14 protein-coding genes are annotated in these 14,482 nt (G+C 63.6%); 3 read left to right on the forward strand and 11 right to left on the reverse strand.

From position 1 onward, the window contains the following. Positions 1–151: 151 nt before the first annotated feature. From J7E83_RS07550 to ychF, 3 genes are all read right to left on the reverse strand, one after another. Positions 152–1,765 carry a hypothetical protein gene (locus tag J7E83_RS07550; protein WP_214960475.1) on the reverse strand — a complete coding sequence of 538 codons (1,614 nt, stop codon included), beginning with the start codon at positions 1,763–1,765 and terminating at the stop codon, positions 152–154. Positions 1,766–1,962: 197 nt separating this feature from the next. Continuing rightward, a complete protein-coding gene (locus J7E83_RS07555) occupies positions 1,963–2,343 on the reverse strand; it encodes an AbiV family abortive infection protein (RefSeq protein ID WP_214960477.1) in 381 nt (126 codons plus the stop codon). Between the two features lie 143 nt (positions 2,344–2,486). Further along, on the reverse strand, positions 2,487–3,572 hold the full coding sequence (ychF, locus tag J7E83_RS07560) for a redox-regulated ATPase YchF (RefSeq protein WP_214960480.1): 1,086 nt from the start codon (positions 3,570–3,572) through the stop codon (positions 2,487–2,489). 120 nt (positions 3,573–3,692) lie between these two features. Between ychF and J7E83_RS07565 the strand changes: the two genes are divergently transcribed. Continuing rightward, the gene (locus tag J7E83_RS07565) at positions 3,693–4,922 is read left to right on the forward strand and encodes a DNA recombination protein RmuC (RefSeq protein ID WP_214960482.1); all 1,230 of its coding nucleotides are present in this window, start codon (positions 3,693–3,695) and stop codon (positions 4,920–4,922) included. An 8-nt stretch (positions 4,923–4,930) separates the two neighbouring features. Here J7E83_RS07565 and J7E83_RS07570 read toward each other — a convergent pair whose 3' ends face one another. After that, positions 4,931–6,010: a 4-hydroxy-3-methylbut-2-enyl diphosphate reductase gene (locus J7E83_RS07570; RefSeq protein ID WP_214960485.1), complete on the reverse strand. Its 1,080-nt coding sequence runs from the start codon at positions 6,008–6,010 to the stop codon at positions 4,931–4,933. A 9-nt stretch (positions 6,011–6,019) separates the two neighbouring features. Further along, complete coding sequence (locus J7E83_RS07575) at positions 6,020–6,871, reverse strand: hypothetical protein (protein ID WP_214960487.1); 852 nt, start codon at positions 6,869–6,871, stop codon at positions 6,020–6,022. A gap of 183 nt (positions 6,872–7,054) precedes the next feature. Here J7E83_RS07575 and xseA point away from each other — a divergent pair, with 183 nt between their 5' ends. Together xseA and J7E83_RS07585 are read left to right on the forward strand one after the other, a co-directional pair. Further along, positions 7,055–8,368, forward strand: coding sequence for an exodeoxyribonuclease VII large subunit (gene xseA / locus J7E83_RS07580; RefSeq protein WP_214960489.1), 1,314 nt, complete (start codon positions 7,055–7,057; stop codon positions 8,366–8,368). Next, positions 8,361–8,579: an exodeoxyribonuclease VII small subunit gene (locus tag J7E83_RS07585; RefSeq protein WP_214960491.1), complete on the forward strand. Its 219-nt coding sequence runs from the start codon at positions 8,361–8,363 to the stop codon at positions 8,577–8,579. The genes xseA and J7E83_RS07585 overlap by 8 nt, the downstream gene beginning before the upstream one ends. 52 nt (positions 8,580–8,631) lie before the next feature. On the opposite strand, the gene J7E83_RS07590 is transcribed toward J7E83_RS07585, so the two are convergent. The 6 genes from J7E83_RS07590 to J7E83_RS07615 all read right to left on the reverse strand — a co-directional run bounded on the left by J7E83_RS07590 (position 8,632) and on the right by J7E83_RS07615 (position 14,419). Next, positions 8,632–9,486: a polyphosphate kinase 2 family protein gene (locus J7E83_RS07590; protein ID WP_214960493.1), complete on the reverse strand. Its 855-nt coding sequence runs from the start codon at positions 9,484–9,486 to the stop codon at positions 8,632–8,634. Between the two features lie 49 nt (positions 9,487–9,535). Beyond that, a complete protein-coding gene (locus J7E83_RS07595; RefSeq protein ID WP_214960495.1) occupies positions 9,536–10,756 on the reverse strand; it encodes a pyridoxal phosphate-dependent aminotransferase in 1,221 nt (406 codons plus the stop codon). Positions 10,757–10,924: 168 nt separating this feature from the next. After that, complete coding sequence (locus J7E83_RS07600; RefSeq protein ID WP_214960497.1) at positions 10,925–11,884, reverse strand: ABC transporter substrate-binding protein; 960 nt, start codon at positions 11,882–11,884, stop codon at positions 10,925–10,927. Continuing rightward, positions 11,881–12,627, reverse strand: coding sequence for an ABC transporter permease (locus tag J7E83_RS07605; RefSeq protein ID WP_214960499.1), 747 nt, complete (start codon positions 12,625–12,627; stop codon positions 11,881–11,883). Before J7E83_RS07605 ends, J7E83_RS07600 begins: the two co-directional genes overlap by 4 nt. After that, positions 12,624–13,334 carry an ABC transporter permease gene (locus J7E83_RS07610; RefSeq protein WP_214960501.1) on the reverse strand — a complete coding sequence of 237 codons (711 nt, stop codon included), beginning with the start codon at positions 13,332–13,334 and terminating at the stop codon, positions 12,624–12,626. The genes J7E83_RS07605 and J7E83_RS07610 overlap by 4 nt, the downstream gene beginning before the upstream one ends. After that, complete coding sequence (locus tag J7E83_RS07615) at positions 13,334–14,419, reverse strand: ABC transporter ATP-binding protein (protein ID WP_214960503.1); 1,086 nt, start codon at positions 14,417–14,419, stop codon at positions 13,334–13,336. The genes J7E83_RS07610 and J7E83_RS07615 overlap by 1 nt, the downstream gene beginning before the upstream one ends. Positions 14,420–14,482: the final 63 nt, after the last annotated feature.

The following is a 14,482-nucleotide window of genomic DNA, read 5'->3' on the forward strand; positions in this document are numbered from 1 at the left end:
GTGATAGGCGCCGTGTGCGAAGGCAGGGGTCTGCCGCGTCCTCGTGACGCGAAGGGTTTCAACCCGGATACCGTACAAATCAGCTGGACGTAGTAGCCGCCCATCAGCCGTACCATCGAGTGCAAGCAGGAGGAACCAATGGCGGTAACAGCTAGCCGCCGGTTCTGGGTGCGAGGAGGATCTGCACGGCCTCCATCCGTTTGCCCATACCCGACGTGCCCGCCGTTCCGCCGTCGGCGACCCATGACTGCCAGCCCAAATCTTGCACGTGGGCGCGGTAGTGGATCCCGTAATGGTTCGCCATCTCACCGGTCAGCCTGATTTCAAACGCTTCCAAACGTAGCCCTTGCCCGGTCACACCGATGGGATTGGCCGAGGATGTCCACGGCTGCCAGCCGATCGACTGCACATGCCCCCGCCACTCGATGTCCCCGGTATAAGCCGTACTGGACACGTTGAGGCGCAACGCCTCGACCCGAAGGGCCCGACCCGTGGTCCCGGCGACTGTCCCATCCGAAACGGTCGCCATCCAGCCGAGGTTCTGAACGTGGGCGGCGTATACGGCAGTGAATGCCGGTGCGACCTTCGGAACCAACTCGATCGTTACGGCCTCCACCCGCAGACCTTGCCCGACGGTGCCGGCCGTGGCTCCGTCGATACCGTACGGCTGCCAGCCGACGTTCTGCACGTGGGCTCGATACCTGATGCTGTACTGCGAGGCCAGGTCCCCCGTCAACCGGAGCTGGAACGCCTCCAGGCGCAAACCGCGCCCGGTCGTTCCAATCGGCGACGCCGACGTCGTCCATGGCTGCCAGCCGATGTTCTGCACATGCCCCCTCCACAGAATGTCGCCCGACAGGCGGTCTCCTGCCACCGACAGACGCAACGCCTCCATCGGCAGTGACCGGCCGGTGGTTCCTGCGGTTGCGCCGTCCGAAACGCTCGACTGCCAGCCGATGGTCGCGACGTGGGCCTGGTAGACGCCGATGCACGTCATATCGTGGTCGTAGGTGCCGTCGGTCCATTGCGCGATGTGGACGGTGCCGCCGGAGAAGCTGCCATTCACACAGAGGTCGGATGCTTCACTGGCGAAGTCCAGCCGGCCTGCCGGTGACCAGACGGGCTCGTCGGGAAGCTGCCACGATCCGGTGATGGCCTCCCAACCGCTCAAATAGGAGTAGATCCCGTGCGGGTATCCGGCGTCGGCCAGTGCGGCCAAGAGCCCGGAGATGATGTCTCGGTTCTCTTGCCGCTCGGCTGCTGTGGAGCTGGGCCAGGGCTGTTGCGGGCGGGGCTCGACGTCGACCCAGATTCTCTCCGGTCGCCATCCCACCTTAGCGAGAGACGCGAAAGCCGCGCGACCCTCGGCGTACCCGACGTTGCGCAGGCGGTCCGGCCTGGTGCTCGCGGGCCAAGGGCCGTCGTCGCCGTAGGTGTCGTATTGCGCGGTGGTGGGGAACGTAGCCATGGCGTAGGCCTGAGCCCGGACGCCTCGGTCGAGCACCCACTGGAACTGCCCGTCCAGGCAGGGGTTCTCGGTGAACGCGAGTCCGTTCGTCAGCCCCACGACCACGAACTCCGTGTCTTCCGGCGGCATCGGAAGGCCGCCCGGACACTGTGGCCACGAAACGTCATGTCCGTAGTCGACTGCTCGGGCGGGTGCAGCGAACAGCACGCCGAGTGCGAGCACAAGTAAAACCGCCAGGAGCCGGGGCGTGGATGCCCGGGAGCGGCGGCCAGGTCGAAGAGCACCAAAGCCGGCCATGATGGGCCCCCTATTCGAAGGATGACCAAATCATCCCACTCGGCCGCCTTCGCCGCTAGGGGAAACCGCCCCTGTGCACCCCCCTGCCGGCGTGATCAAACGGCTGGAAGGGAGTGGCCCCAGCACCTGCGCGACCGGCGGGTCAGCGTTCCGGGCCCATGGCATCCGTTTCAGGAGTGTCGCTCGAGGCGAGTGCATCACTGTCGAGCGCGTCGGAGTTCCAGATGTTTGTGCCGTCGTAGTATCCCTGGTACGTCATAGGGTTCAGCGGAGAAATGCTTCATGCGTGTGTGATCCTTGATCAGCAGCATTTCGATGACTTGGGCCGCGGTTTGGAGTTCCTGGACTAGTGTTCCCTGCCCGATGCCTTCAGGAGACTGGATTGAGCCGTCCGTTTCCTGATCCACGTAAAAGCCCCTCTGTTTGATGAGATTCGCATCTTTAGCTGCGAGCTCGGCCTTCTGCCGCCGCTCTTGCCAAAGCTTCTCCCAGGATTCCTGGTCGTCGCCGTAATCGTCATTTTGGCCGTAGTCACCCCAGAAGGAAGCCAGTTCACGTCCGAAGACTATGGCCTCCATTTATTCCCACCTGTGGCCGAGCGCTGAGGACCGCACACAATCCGCTGCCGCAGCCATGATGAGCGAAGCTCTTGGCAGTCTTGCGGACTGTGCGCGGACTGACAGCGCTTAGACTCCTTATTTGCAAGGGAAAAGGGCACGTATCAGACGTTGAAGCGGAACTCCACCACGTCGCCGTCGGCCATCACGTATTCCTTGCCTTCGATACGGACCTTGCCGCGGGACTTGGCTTCTGCCATGGACCCTGCGTCGATGAGGTCGTCGAAGGACACTACCTCGGCCTTGATGAAGCCTCGCTGGAAGTCGGTGTGGATCACGCCCGCGGCCTGGGGCGCGGTATCTCCGCGGTGGATGGTCCAGGCGCGCGTCTCCTTGGGCCCGGCGGTGAGGTAGGTCTGCAGGCCCAGCGTGTGGAATCCCACGCGCGCGAGCTGGTCAAGGCCCGATTCGTCCTGGCCGTTCATCTCCAGCATTTCCCGGGCTTCTTCTTCATCCAGCTCAACGAGGTCTGATTCGAGCTTGGCGTCGAGGAAGATGCAGTCCGCCGGGGCCACCATGGCCCGCAGTTCCTCCTGCTTCTCGGGGCTGCCCAGAATCCCTTCATCGGCGTTGAAAACGTAGATGAACGGTTTCGCGGTCAGGAGGCTGAGCTCCTTCAGGTGTTCCATCTCGAGTTTGTCGCTCTTATTGGAGGCGAAGATGGTGTCGCCGCGTTCCAGGACCACCTGCGCTGCCTTGATGGCTGCCAGTTCAGCGGCCTCGCGCTTCTTGATCTTGACTTCTTTTTCGATGCGCGGAATGGCTTTTTCAATGGTCTGAAGGTCGGCGAGGATCAGCTCGGTGTTGATGGTTTCCATGTCCGAGCGTGGGTCCACTTTGCCGTCCACATGGATGACGTCGGGATCGTCGAAGACCCGGACCACCTGGGCGATTGCCTCTGCCTCGCGGATGTTGGCCAGGAACTGGTTGCCCAGGCCTTCCCCTTCGCTGGCGCCCTTCACGATCCCGGCGATGTCCACGAAGGAGACGGCGGCGGGGAGCAGACGCTGGGAACCGAAGATTTCCGCCAACTGTTTTAGCCGGGAATCCGGAAGGTTCACGACGCCGATATTCGGCTCGATGGTGGCGAACGGATAGTTCGCTGCCAGCACCTGGTTACGGGTCAGTGCGTTGAAGAGGGTTGATTTGCCGACGTTGGGCAGTCCGACGATGCCAATAGTAAGAGCCACGAGCATTGATTCTACCCGCAGCGGGCGCCGAAGGCCCCAGCGGGTCCGATCTCACGCGGCAGTCGCTTCCTCAAAATGTCGCTTCCGTAAATTGTCACAGGGGCATGCCAGAGTGAAGACATGGATGCTTTCGCCGTGATTCTTGCCTTGTTGACGCTGCTGCTCGGTGCACTTGCCGGCGCCGCCGCCGCCTACTTTTCCTTGCGCAGGCGCAGTCATGCCCTGGAAGAGGATTTCGACGCCGTGTCATCACGCCTTTCCGAGGTCAGCGCACAGTACGCGGCCGCCGACGCCGAACGGCGGCTGCTCTCGCTGCAGAACCGTGAGCTTGGCGAATCCCGCAACCAGGACGGTAACGTGCTCCGGGCATTGGCACCCGTGGCGGAAAAACTGACGGCGGTCCAGCAGCAGGTCGCGCTGTTGGAACGCGACAGGCTGGAACAGTACGGGCAGCTTGCCCAGCAGCTGCAGGAAGCGAGGCTGTCCGATGAGCAGCTGATCCGGTCCACGCACGCCCTGGAATCGGCGTTGCGCTCCAACAGCGCCCGCGGACAATGGGGGGAAGTCCAGCTGCGTCGGGTGGTGGAGGCTTCGGGGATGCTGCGGCACGTGGATTTCCTGGAGCAGGTTCACAGCGGCGGAGGCGATACAACAGTCCGCCCGGACCTTGTGGTGCAGCTGCCGGGCGACAAGCAGCTGGTCGTGGATGCCAAGGTACCCTTGTCCTCGTACCTCCAAGCCCAGGAACTCGGCTCCCTCGACCCTGGCCGTGGTGCAGACTCCCGGACGAACGCTGGCTCTCGTGAAGGGTCTCAACAGGCCCTCCTGACCGCCCATGCCAAAGCACTCCGTGCACATGTGGATTCCCTCAGCACGAAGAGGTACTGGGATATCCCGGGCAATTCCCCGGAGCTGGTGATCTGCTTCCTCCCGGCCGAGTCAATTCTGGCGGCGGCGCTGACGGCCGATGCAACTCTCCTGGATCACGCGTTGTCCAGGAACGTGGTCCTTGCTTCGCCGAGCACGTTGCTGGCCGTACTCAAATCCGTCGCGTTTACCTGGCGGCAGGATGTCCTGACGGACAGCGCCCGTGAGCTGTTCGATCTTGCCCGGCAGCTGTATGAGCGCATGGGAACCCTGGGCGAGAACGTGAGCAAGCTGGGCTCGTCCCTGAAGTCCTCGGTGGACCGCTACAACTCCATGGTGGGCACCCTTGAGGCCCGGGTCCTGCCGACCGCACGGAAACTCAATGCCCTTGATGAATCGGGCCTGATAACTCCCACCCCAGTGGAGGTGACACCGCGTTCCCTGGCCGCGCCAGAGCTTCAAGAACGCGAAACTGCTGCCTGACGCCAGGGCTAGCTTCGGGACCGGCGTCCGCCAAGGGCACGGCTGACGTCTCCGGCCTCCTTCAGCGTTGCCCGAAGCTCTTTAGGAAGCGAGAAAAGAAGGTCCTCTTCGGCTGTGACGACCTCTTCAACGGTGCCGTATCCGTAGTCAGCCAACAGCCGAAGCACGTCCTTCACCAGCACCTCGGGAACGGATGCGCCTGATGTGACGCCCACGGTCGAAACACCTTCAAACCAGGTCTCGTCCACTTCGTTAGCGAAGTCCACGCGGTACGAGGCCTTGGCGCCGTACTCGAGGGCGACTTCCACCAGGCGCACGGAATTCGAGGAGTTTGCTGAACCCACCACGATGACCAGGTCGGCCTGCGGGGAAATCTTCTTGATGGCAACCTGGCGGTTGGTGGTGGCGTAGCAGATGTCGTCGCTGGGTGGATCCTGCAGCGTGGGGAACCGTTCCTTCAGCAACCGGACAGTTTCCATGGTCTCGTCAACGCTCAGCGTGGTCTGGGACAGCCAGATGACTTTCTCCGGATCCCTGACAGTGACCTGGTCCACCTCGTGGGGCCCGTTAATGATCTGGATGTGTTCGGGAGCCTCGCCGGCCGTTCCTTCAACTTCTTCATGACCGTCGTGACCGATCAGCAGAATGTCGAAGTCGTCGTTGGCGAACCGCACGGCTTCCTTGTGCACCTTGGTGACCAGTGGGCAGGTTGCGTCAATGGTGCGCAGCCCGCGTTCCTCAGCGGACTGGACGACCGCGGGCGATACGCCGTGCGCAGAGAAAATCACCAAGGCGCCCTCAGGCACCTCGTCGGTTTCGTCGACGAAGATGGCGCCTTTTTCCTCCAGTGAGCTGACCACGTGGACGTTGTGCACGATCTGTTTCCGGACATACACCGGGGGGCCGTAGTGTTCCAGGGCTTTTTCCACGGCGATCACGGCCCTGTCCACGCCAGCGCAATACCCGCGGGGAGCGGCCAGCAGGACCTTCTTGGGGCCGGATACCGGTGCGGCTGCGGACACGTCCTCCGGGGTTCGCCGCCTTCGCGGGACGGTCGGCATCGAGAGGGAAACTGCTGAGGAGGTCATCTATCCATGCTACCGGGTTGTACGCCGGCGTCCCGGCGAGGCGATTCGGATCACAACGCCCGCCACCAGAAGCACGCCGCTGGTGATGGCGGTTGCTTGGATCCAGGTGCTGAAGTTATGGGAGGCCGCGGCGACGAACTCATTCTTGAACATGTCCGCCACCCCGTTCCCGCTCGCAGCGCCACGCACAGCGTCGCCGGCGAGCTGGGAACCTGAGGTCCACAGGCCGGCCAATAAGAGGCCCGCAACACCGGCACTGAAAAGCACTGCCCAGCGACGACGCGCCGAAAGCAGCGCCAGCGCGAACGCAACCCCTGCCGCGATGGCCAGGATGTACCCCATCGGGGCGTAGGCAGAGAGACGTTCGACCAGCTGGCGCTGGCTTGACTGTCCGATGTTGATCAGGGTCTGGTTCGGCGCATCCAGCTGCAACCCGGACGCCCGTGAAATCTCCTGCACGCCCAGTGCCACCAGGGGCGCTACGTCCAGCGTGAGCGATGTCGTGGAGTTAGCTTCGGGCGGCAGGGTGCGGGGGTCGGCGAAGCTAAGCCGGTGGCTCCTGCGCAGCGTCTCCTCCCACGCGGCCTGGTAGCCGGGCAACCCGGCCAAAGAGCCCGCTGCCGCCTCCAGGACCGGCTGGACCAGGCCGGCCAGGGCCTGGGGGATGGCGCCCGTATCAATAGTTCCCACTGCGGAAGCCGCAAGGCGCTGCTGGAACGCCCCATCCTTACCCAACGGGGCCGCGAGTGCCACAAAGCCGTCCTCCTGTACGACGTTGCGGTCAAGCCAGATCGCCGGAACAGCGACGGCGGAAAGCAATACGCCAAGGATGACGGCAACGGCAGAAACAAAAGTGCGCAAATCGGGTCCTTAACGGTCGGCGGCGGTGATGCCATCCTATGGGGCCCGGCTGGACGAAGAATGTCAGAGTCCGGTGATACCGCTTATGGATAAGGTGGGATGAAGCCTGCTACAAAATCGCCAACAGCAAACACCAGAAAAGGAACGCCATGCCACTAGCCACAGCTTCCCGGGGGCGTGCGCATGTCTGAACCCGCGGCCCTTCCCGGCCCGGCCGGCTCCACCCTGCCTGCCACGGCAGCAGAAACCACGCCGGACAACCCGTGGCCCCTACAGCTGCTGTCCCAAAAACTAAAAGCCCACATCGACCGGACCCCGTCGGCGTGGGTCGAGGGCCAGGTCATTGAGCTCAACAGGCGCGGCACCAACGCCTACCTGACGCTGCGCGACGTGGACGCTGAGGTTTCCCTGCCGGCTTCGGTCTGGACCAAAATCCTTGAGCGGCAGAACATGCCCCTGGAGCGCGGATCCCGGGTTGTTGCCTTGCTCAAACCGGAGTTCTGGCTGAAGACCGGCCGCCTGAACATGCTGGTCAGGGACATCCGGCCGGTGGGCCTGGGCGACCTCCTGGCGCGTATCGAACGGCTGCGCCAGGCCTTGTCCGTTGAGGGACTCTTTGCCGATTCCCGGAAAAAGCCGTTGCCGCTGCTCCCGCACCGCATCGGCCTCATCACCGGCCGCGACTCGGACGCCAAAAAAGACGTCCTCCAGAACGCCGCGCTCCGCTGGCCCGCCGTCGAATTCGAGATCCGCGAAGTGGCGGTCCAAGGCAATACGGCCGTGTCACAGATCATTCGGGCTCTCCGGGAACTCGACGGACGTCCGGATGTGGATGTCATCGTCATCGCCCGTGGCGGCGGCGCGCTTGAAGACCTTCTCCCGTTCAACAGCGAAGAACTGATCCGCGCCGTCGCCGCCGCCGAAACTCCCGTTGTCAGCGCCATCGGGCATGAGGCAGACCGGCCGCTGCTCGACGACGTCGCGGATCTCCGGGCATCCACTCCCACGGACGCAGGCAAGCGGATTGTTCCGGATGTTGCCGAGGAGCTGGCCAACGTGCGCCTGGCCAGGGAGCAGTTGCGCCGCTGCATCGGCCGGCTGGTGGACAGGGAGGCCGACCGCCTGCTGTCCCTTCACTCCCGGCCAGTCCTTGCCGCCCCGGAGGGTATGGTCACGGTCCGGTCCGACGAGATTGAACGCCTCCTGCGAAGGTCATCCGCCGCCGTCAGCTCCATCGTGGTGCGGGCAGCGGACCAGCTGGGCCACCTCCAGGCGCAGGTGCGGGCTCTCTCACCGCAAAAAACCCTTGACCGCGGCTACGCAGTCGTCGAGCTGGCCCGCGGGCGGACCGCCAGCAGTGAAGATTCGGCAGGCCACGCCGTGGTCCGGGACCCTGCAGAGGCACCCTCCGGCACGCCTTTGACGGTCCGTGTTGCCGAAGGCCGTTTTGGTGCCACATCCACCGGAAGAATTCAACAAGGAGAAGCACATGGCTGAAACAAAGCCTGGTTCGGATATTGACGCCCTGAGTTACGAGGAAGCCCGCGAGCAGCTCGTTGCCGTGGTCGGCAGGCTCGAGGCCGGAGGAGCCAGCCTGGAGGAATCACTGGCGCTGTGGGAACGCGGCGAAGCCCTGGCCAAGCGCTGTGAAGAGTGGCTGGAGGGAGCCCGGAAGCGGCTCGCCGCGGCCCGCGACCAGCCGCTCTGACCAGCCGCTCTGTGCAGCGGCTCTGTGCAAGCCGTCTAGCCTCAGGCAGCGTTCAGGATCTTGCCACCAGCTCGCGTTCTGCGTCAACGTCGAACTCAGCCTTGGGCCACTCCAGCTTCAGGTCGGACAAGGCGCCAAGCACCAGCTGCTGCACGGCGATCCGCGCATACCACTTCTTGTTGGCTGGGACCACATGCCAGGGCGCCGCCTCGCCATTGGTCTCGTCGAAGGCCGCCTGGAAGGCCGCCATGTAGTCGTCCCAGAAGGCGCGCTCATCCAAATCACCGTGGCTGTACTTCCAGTGTTTTGCCGGGTTGTCCAGCCGTGCCAGGAGCCGCGACTTTTGTTCGTCCTTGCTGATGTAGAGCATGACCTTGATGATCTTCGTTCCGGATTCCGTCAGCCGTGATTCGAATTCGTTGATGGCAACATACCGGCGCTTCAGTTCCTCGGGAGTCGCCCAACTATGGACCCGGTGGATCAGGACGTCCTCATAGTGGGAGCGGTCAAAAACGCCCACCATGCCTGCGGCAGGGACCTCCTTTTCGATGCGCCAGAGGAAGTCATAGGACTTTTCCTCTTCCGTGGGAGCCTTGAAGGCCTTGAACTGGACGCCCTGCGGATCCGTTGCGGCCATGACATGGCTGACGATGCCGCCCTTCCCTGCGGTATCCATCGCCTGAAGGACCAGCAGGATCCGTTTGGTCCCCCCGAAGCGGGACTCGGCAAAGAGCTTTTCCTGCAATTCACTCAGTTTGCCGTCCAGGTCCGCCAGCAGGGCCCGCCCGTCGGCTTTGGTCCCGATGTATCCGGGCGTGGAGTCAGGATCGACGTCCGCCAAGGCAAAGCCGGGTGCGATCCTCAGCGTCTCGGAAGGGTGCTGCTTGAACTGAATGATGCCGGCCATGAGGATCCTCTTCCCGAAGTGTCACGGGCCCTAAGCCCGTGACCACAGGCTAGTTCCCCTGATACCGGCTAAGGAAGTCCCCCATGCGCCCAACCGCCTCTTCAATGTCCTTCACGTTGGGCAGTGTGACCATCCGGAAATGGTCCGGGCGTATCCAATTGAAGGCACGGCCGTGGGATACCAGGATCTTCTGCTCCCTGAGCAGGTCCAGGACAAACTTTTCGTCATCGCGGATGTGGTAGACCTCAGGGTCCAGGCGCGGGAACAAATAGAGGGCGCCGCGGGCCTGCTGGGTACTAACACCCGGTATGGCGTTGAGCATGTCATACGCCTTGTTGCGCTGTTCCAGCAGCCGCCCGCCGGGCAGGATGAGGTCGTTGATGCTCTGATACCCGCCCAGAGCCGTCTGGATAGCGTGCTGGGCAGGCACGTTAGCGCAGAGCCGCATGTTGGCGAGCAGGCTGATGCCCTCGAGATAATCCGAGGCGTCCTTCTTGGGGCCTGCGATTGCCATCCAGCCGGCGCGATAGCCGCAGACCCGGTAGGCCTTGGACAGGCCACTAAAAGTGAGGCAGAGCACGTCGTCGCCGGTCAGCGCGGCCAGGTTGACGTGCACGGCGTCTTCGTACAGGATCTTCTCGTAAATTTCGTCGGCAAAAAGCACCAGCCCGTGCTTCTCCGCGAGCGCCACAATCTTCTTCAGCGTCCCCTCGGGATAGACAGCGCCGGTGGGGTTGTTCGGGTTGATCACCACGATTCCCTTGGTGCGGGGCGTGATCTTGGCCTCCATGTCCTCAAGGTCCGGCTGCCAGCCGGACTCCTCGTCACAGAGGTAGTGCACTGGCTTCCCGCTGGCGAGGGCAACGGACGCGGTCCACAGCGGGTAATCTGGCGTCGGAATCAGGACTTCGTCGCCGTCGTCCAGCAACGCCATGAGGGACATGGTGATGAGTTCGCTGACGCCGTTGCCCAGGTAGACGTCGTCCACATGGATGTTCTGGATTCCCCGGGTTTGGTAATACTGCGAGACAGCCGTCCGGGCTGAGAAGATGCCGCGGGAGTCGCTGTACCCCTGGGCATGCGGCAGGTGGCGGATCATGTCCACCAGAATCGCGTCCGGCGCTTCGAATCCAAACGGCGCCGGGTTGCCGATGTTCAGTTTAAGGATCCGGTGACCCTCCGCCTCCATCTGCTGGGCGGCCTGAAGAATCGGTCCACGGATGTCGTAAAGGACGTTATGAAGCTTGGTGGACTGCTTGAATTCTGCCATCCATCAAATATGCCACAGGAAGGATGTACTTCCGTTGAGACCTCGGACACAGGCCCAGGCCGCGCCACGGGCCTTGCGACGCACAGGATAACCCGGGCATGACGCCGGGGGCCGGACGTTGAAATTCCGGCCCCCGCCGTCGTGAATCAGTCAGAGGGGCGCCTGTTCCTACTTGACGATTCCCTTGTCCTTGAGCCAGCCCGCTGCCGCGTCCTTGGCGTTCTGCTTCTGGTCCCCGCTGACTGCCCGGTTGAGGTTAATCAGGTCGTCCGTGGTCAGCATGCGTGAAACCGCGTTGAGCGCGTCCTTGGCCTTGTCTGTCATGTTCGCCTTGTTGTACAGCGGCAGGACCTGCTGAGCCTTGAAGTTGTTCTTGGGATCCTCCAGCACCACCAGATCGTTGTCCGCGATGGAGGGAGTGGTCGTGTAGATGTCGGCCACCTGGACGTCATCGGTGAGCAGTGCCTGCAGCGTCAGGTTGCCGCCGCCGTCGCTGAACGGCTTGAGGGCCTTGAGTTCGCAGCCGTACTTGTCTTTGAGGCCGGGGAAGCCGTAGGCGCGCGTTTCAAACGTGGCCGGGGCCGCCATGGTCAGGTCCTTGCATACCTTGGCCAGATCCTGGATGGACTTCAGCTGGTACTTTTCGGCCGTCGCCTTGGTGACCACCATGGCATCCTTGTCCTCGGCTTTGGAGGCTTCCAGGACGGCGAGTCCCTGGGGCAGCTTGCCCGGAAGGGCTTTGTAGACGTCGTCAGCTGACACCTCCGGTGCATCGGGATTTACGTATGAGAGCAGGTTGCCGGAGTACTCCGGCACCAAGTCAACGGAACCGTCCTGCACGGCTTTGAAGTAGATTTCCCGGGATCCGATATTGGGCTTCGTGGTTGCCGTGATGCCGGCCGCGTTCAGTGCTCCGGCGTAGATCTCGGCGATCACCTGACTTTCCGGGAAGTCGGCGGAGCCGACAGTCAGTGGCTTGCCCTCGGTGCTGCCGTTTCCGGTACTGGTACTAGGGCTGGATAGCGGGTTGCTGCCGCCGCATGCCGAGAGTGCGACTGCGATGCCGACGCCGGCGGCCAGGCCTGCCAGGCCCCGCCTGGTCAGGGTCGTCCGGACATGGTTCTTCATGGGTTGCCTCCTTGGACAGCAGCTGGCGCCGGTGCGGCAGCTGTGAGATCGGCGGTGGCCTTCTGGCCACCGGGGGTTTCAGGTGAAAGGCCGGGCGAGAGAAGTAATTTCTGCACTGCGGCCAGGATAAGGTCCACACCGATGGCCAGCCCGGCAATCAGCAGCGAACCGGCGAGCATCCGCGGGAAATCCTGCAGGACCAGACCGTCAAAAAGATAGCGGCCCAGGCCACCCAGCGGCAGGTAGGCCACCACTGACACGGTGGCGATGACTTGAAGGACGGCCGTGCGGATGCCCCCGAACATGACCTGGAATCCGTTGGGCAGTTCCACCCCGAAAAGGATCTGCAGTTCGGTCATGCCCATCGCCCGGGCCGCGTCCACGACGTTACGGTCCACGCTGGAAATGCCGGCGTACGTGCCCGCCAGCAGCGGCGGCACGGTAAGGACAACCAGGGCCCAGACCGGCGGCATGAGGCCACTTCCCGCGATAAGTGCGAAGAGAACCAGCAGGCCCAAGGTTGGCAGCGCCCGCAGCGCGCCCGCCACGGCAACGGCAACCACACGGCCACGGCCGGTGTGTCCGATGTAGAGTCCCACCGGTATCGCGATCGCGGCGGATATAAGGAGCACGATTCCGCTGTACTGCAGGTGTTCGAGCAGGCGGACGGGAATACCCGAACTTCCGGTCCAGTGGGCAGGCGCCGCAATCCAGTCAAGGGTGTCCGTGAAAACATTGCTCATGATCCGGCCCCCGCGTGAATCCGGGCATCAGCAACGATTCCTGCGCTGACTGCCGGTGAAGGACCGGCGGCATTCGCAGCCCGGGTCCAGGGCGTCAGCAGCCGCTCCAGGAGGACCAAAACCCCGTCCATGGCCAGGGCCAGAACCAGGATGGCCCCGATGCCAACCACCACCTCGGTCACGAAGGTGCGCTGCAGCCCGTCGGTGAACAAAATACCCAGATTACCTACGCCCAGGAGCGCAGCCACGCTCACCAGCGAGATGTTGCTGACGGAAACCACCCGCAGGCCCGCAAACAGCACCGGGAGGGAGAGTGGCACATCGATCTGGAGGAACCGCGCCAATGGCTTGTAGCCCATGGCCACCGCGGCCTGGCGCAGGTCCTCGTCCACGGAATCGAAGGCGTCCAGGGCGGCGCGGACCAACAGTGCCACTGCATAGATGGTCAGGGCGACGATCACATTGAGCGGGTCAAGGATCCTGGTTCCCAGCAGCGGAGGAAGGATGATGAAAAGGGCCAGTGACGGGATGGTGTACAGCAGCGAACTGGCCGTGAGCACAAGTGTCCGGAGCGCCGGATTTGTCCGGGCAAGCTGCGCCAGCGGTATCGAGAGCACCAGGCCCAGGACCATGGGCACGAGGGCAAGAACCAGGTGCTGGCCCGCCCGTTCCAGGACCATCGCGCTGTTTGACAGAAGCCACTCCATCAGAGCGCGGCCTGCCGTACGCGGCGGGCGTCCTCGATGACACCCACGACCTCTTGTGCCCGGATGGCACCCAGGACCCTGCCGTCGGAATCTACTGCCACACCCAGGCCGGACGGCGAGGACAAGGCCGCGTCCAGGGCGCGCCGCAGGGTTTCCCCGACGCGGAAAAGGGATCCGCCGGGAATGAGTTCGGTGCCCGTCGCCGGGCTTGTCCAGCCGAGAGGGCGCATCTCCGCATCAACCACGAGCTGCCACTCCGCCGCCGCGGCGTCCCCGGAAAAGCCTGAGCCGTCGAGAGTGAGCGTGGGCACCGGGTGGATCGCCACGCCGTCGGACGCCGTAAAGCCCAGGTGCCGGAACCCGCGGTCGCGGCCCACAAACGCCGCGACGAAATCATTGGCGGGGGCACGCAGGATCTCCTCGGGGGTGGCGTACTGCGCCAGCCTGCCGCCCAAGCCAAAGACCGCCACCTTGTCGCCCAGGACCGTGGCTTCATCGATGTCGTGGGTTACAAAGACAATGGTCTTGGCGAGGTGCTTCTGCAGCCTCAGCAGCTCCTGCTGGAGTTCATCGCGGACCACTGGATCCACGGCGCTGAACGGTTCATCCATCAGGAGCACCGGAGGATCGGCGGCGAGCGCGCGCGCGACCCCCACGCGCTGCTGCTGTCCTCCCGAAAGTTGTGACGGGTAACGCTTCCCCAGGGCGGAAGCCAGGCCGACGACGTCGAGAAGTTCCTCTGCACGCTTGCGGGCCTGGGCCTTCGGCATTCCGTTCAGCCGTGGCACCGTAGCGATGTTGTCCAGCACGGAGCGGTGCGGCATCAGCCCGGAGGACTGCATCACATATCCCATGGACCGGCGCAGCTCCGCAGCCGGGACCGAGGTGACGTCTTTGCCGGCTACCGTGATGAGTCCTGAGGTGGGCTCCACCATACGGTTGATCATCCGCAACGACGTGGTTTTGCCGCAACCGGACGGTCCTACGAAGACCGTGATCGCCCCCTTGTCAATGGACATGGTCAGCTGGTCCACGGCCGGATGCCCGCCCGGATACTGCTTGGTGACGCTCTTGAACTCAATCATGGCTTGGTCCTTTTCCGGACTTACCTGTTCTCTCGGACGGGATCGGACAGTGACGGCATCGGA

It is taken from the genome of Arthrobacter sp. ISL-48 (assembly GCF_018613805.1).
Taxonomy (GTDB): Bacteria; Actinomycetota; Actinomycetes; order Actinomycetales; family Micrococcaceae; genus Arthrobacter.

Coding starts and splice junctions, on each gene's coding strand:
- J7E83_RS07550 (WP_214960475.1), bottom strand. CDS start 1,765: ATGGCCGGCTTTGGTGCTCTTCGACCTGGCCGCCGCTCCCGGGCATCC.
- J7E83_RS07555 (WP_214960477.1), bottom strand. CDS start 2,343: ATGGAGGCCATAGTCTTCGGACGTGAACTGGCTTCCTTCTGGGGTGAC.
- J7E83_RS07565 (WP_214960482.1), top strand. CDS start 3,693: ATGGATGCTTTCGCCGTGATTCTTGCCTTGTTGACGCTGCTGCTCGGT.
- J7E83_RS07570 (WP_214960485.1), bottom strand. CDS start 6,010: ATGACCTCCTCAGCAGTTTCCCTCTCGATGCCGACCGTCCCGCGAAGG.
- xseA (WP_214960489.1), top strand. CDS start 7,055: ATGTCTGAACCCGCGGCCCTTCCCGGCCCGGCCGGCTCCACCCTGCCT.
- J7E83_RS07585 (WP_214960491.1), top strand. CDS start 8,361: ATGGCTGAAACAAAGCCTGGTTCGGATATTGACGCCCTGAGTTACGAG.
- J7E83_RS07590 (WP_214960493.1), bottom strand. CDS start 9,486: ATGGCCGGCATCATTCAGTTCAAGCAGCACCCTTCCGAGACGCTGAGG.
- J7E83_RS07595 (WP_214960495.1), bottom strand. CDS start 10,756: ATGGCAGAATTCAAGCAGTCCACCAAGCTTCATAACGTCCTTTACGAC.
- J7E83_RS07600 (WP_214960497.1), bottom strand. CDS start 11,884: ATGAAGAACCATGTCCGGACGACCCTGACCAGGCGGGGCCTGGCAGGC.
- J7E83_RS07605 (WP_214960499.1), bottom strand. CDS start 12,627: ATGAGCAATGTTTTCACGGACACCCTTGACTGGATTGCGGCGCCTGCC.
- J7E83_RS07610 (WP_214960501.1), bottom strand. CDS start 13,334: ATGGAGTGGCTTCTGTCAAACAGCGCGATGGTCCTGGAACGGGCGGGC.
- J7E83_RS07615 (WP_214960503.1), bottom strand. CDS start 14,419: ATGATTGAGTTCAAGAGCGTCACCAAGCAGTATCCGGGCGGGCATCCG.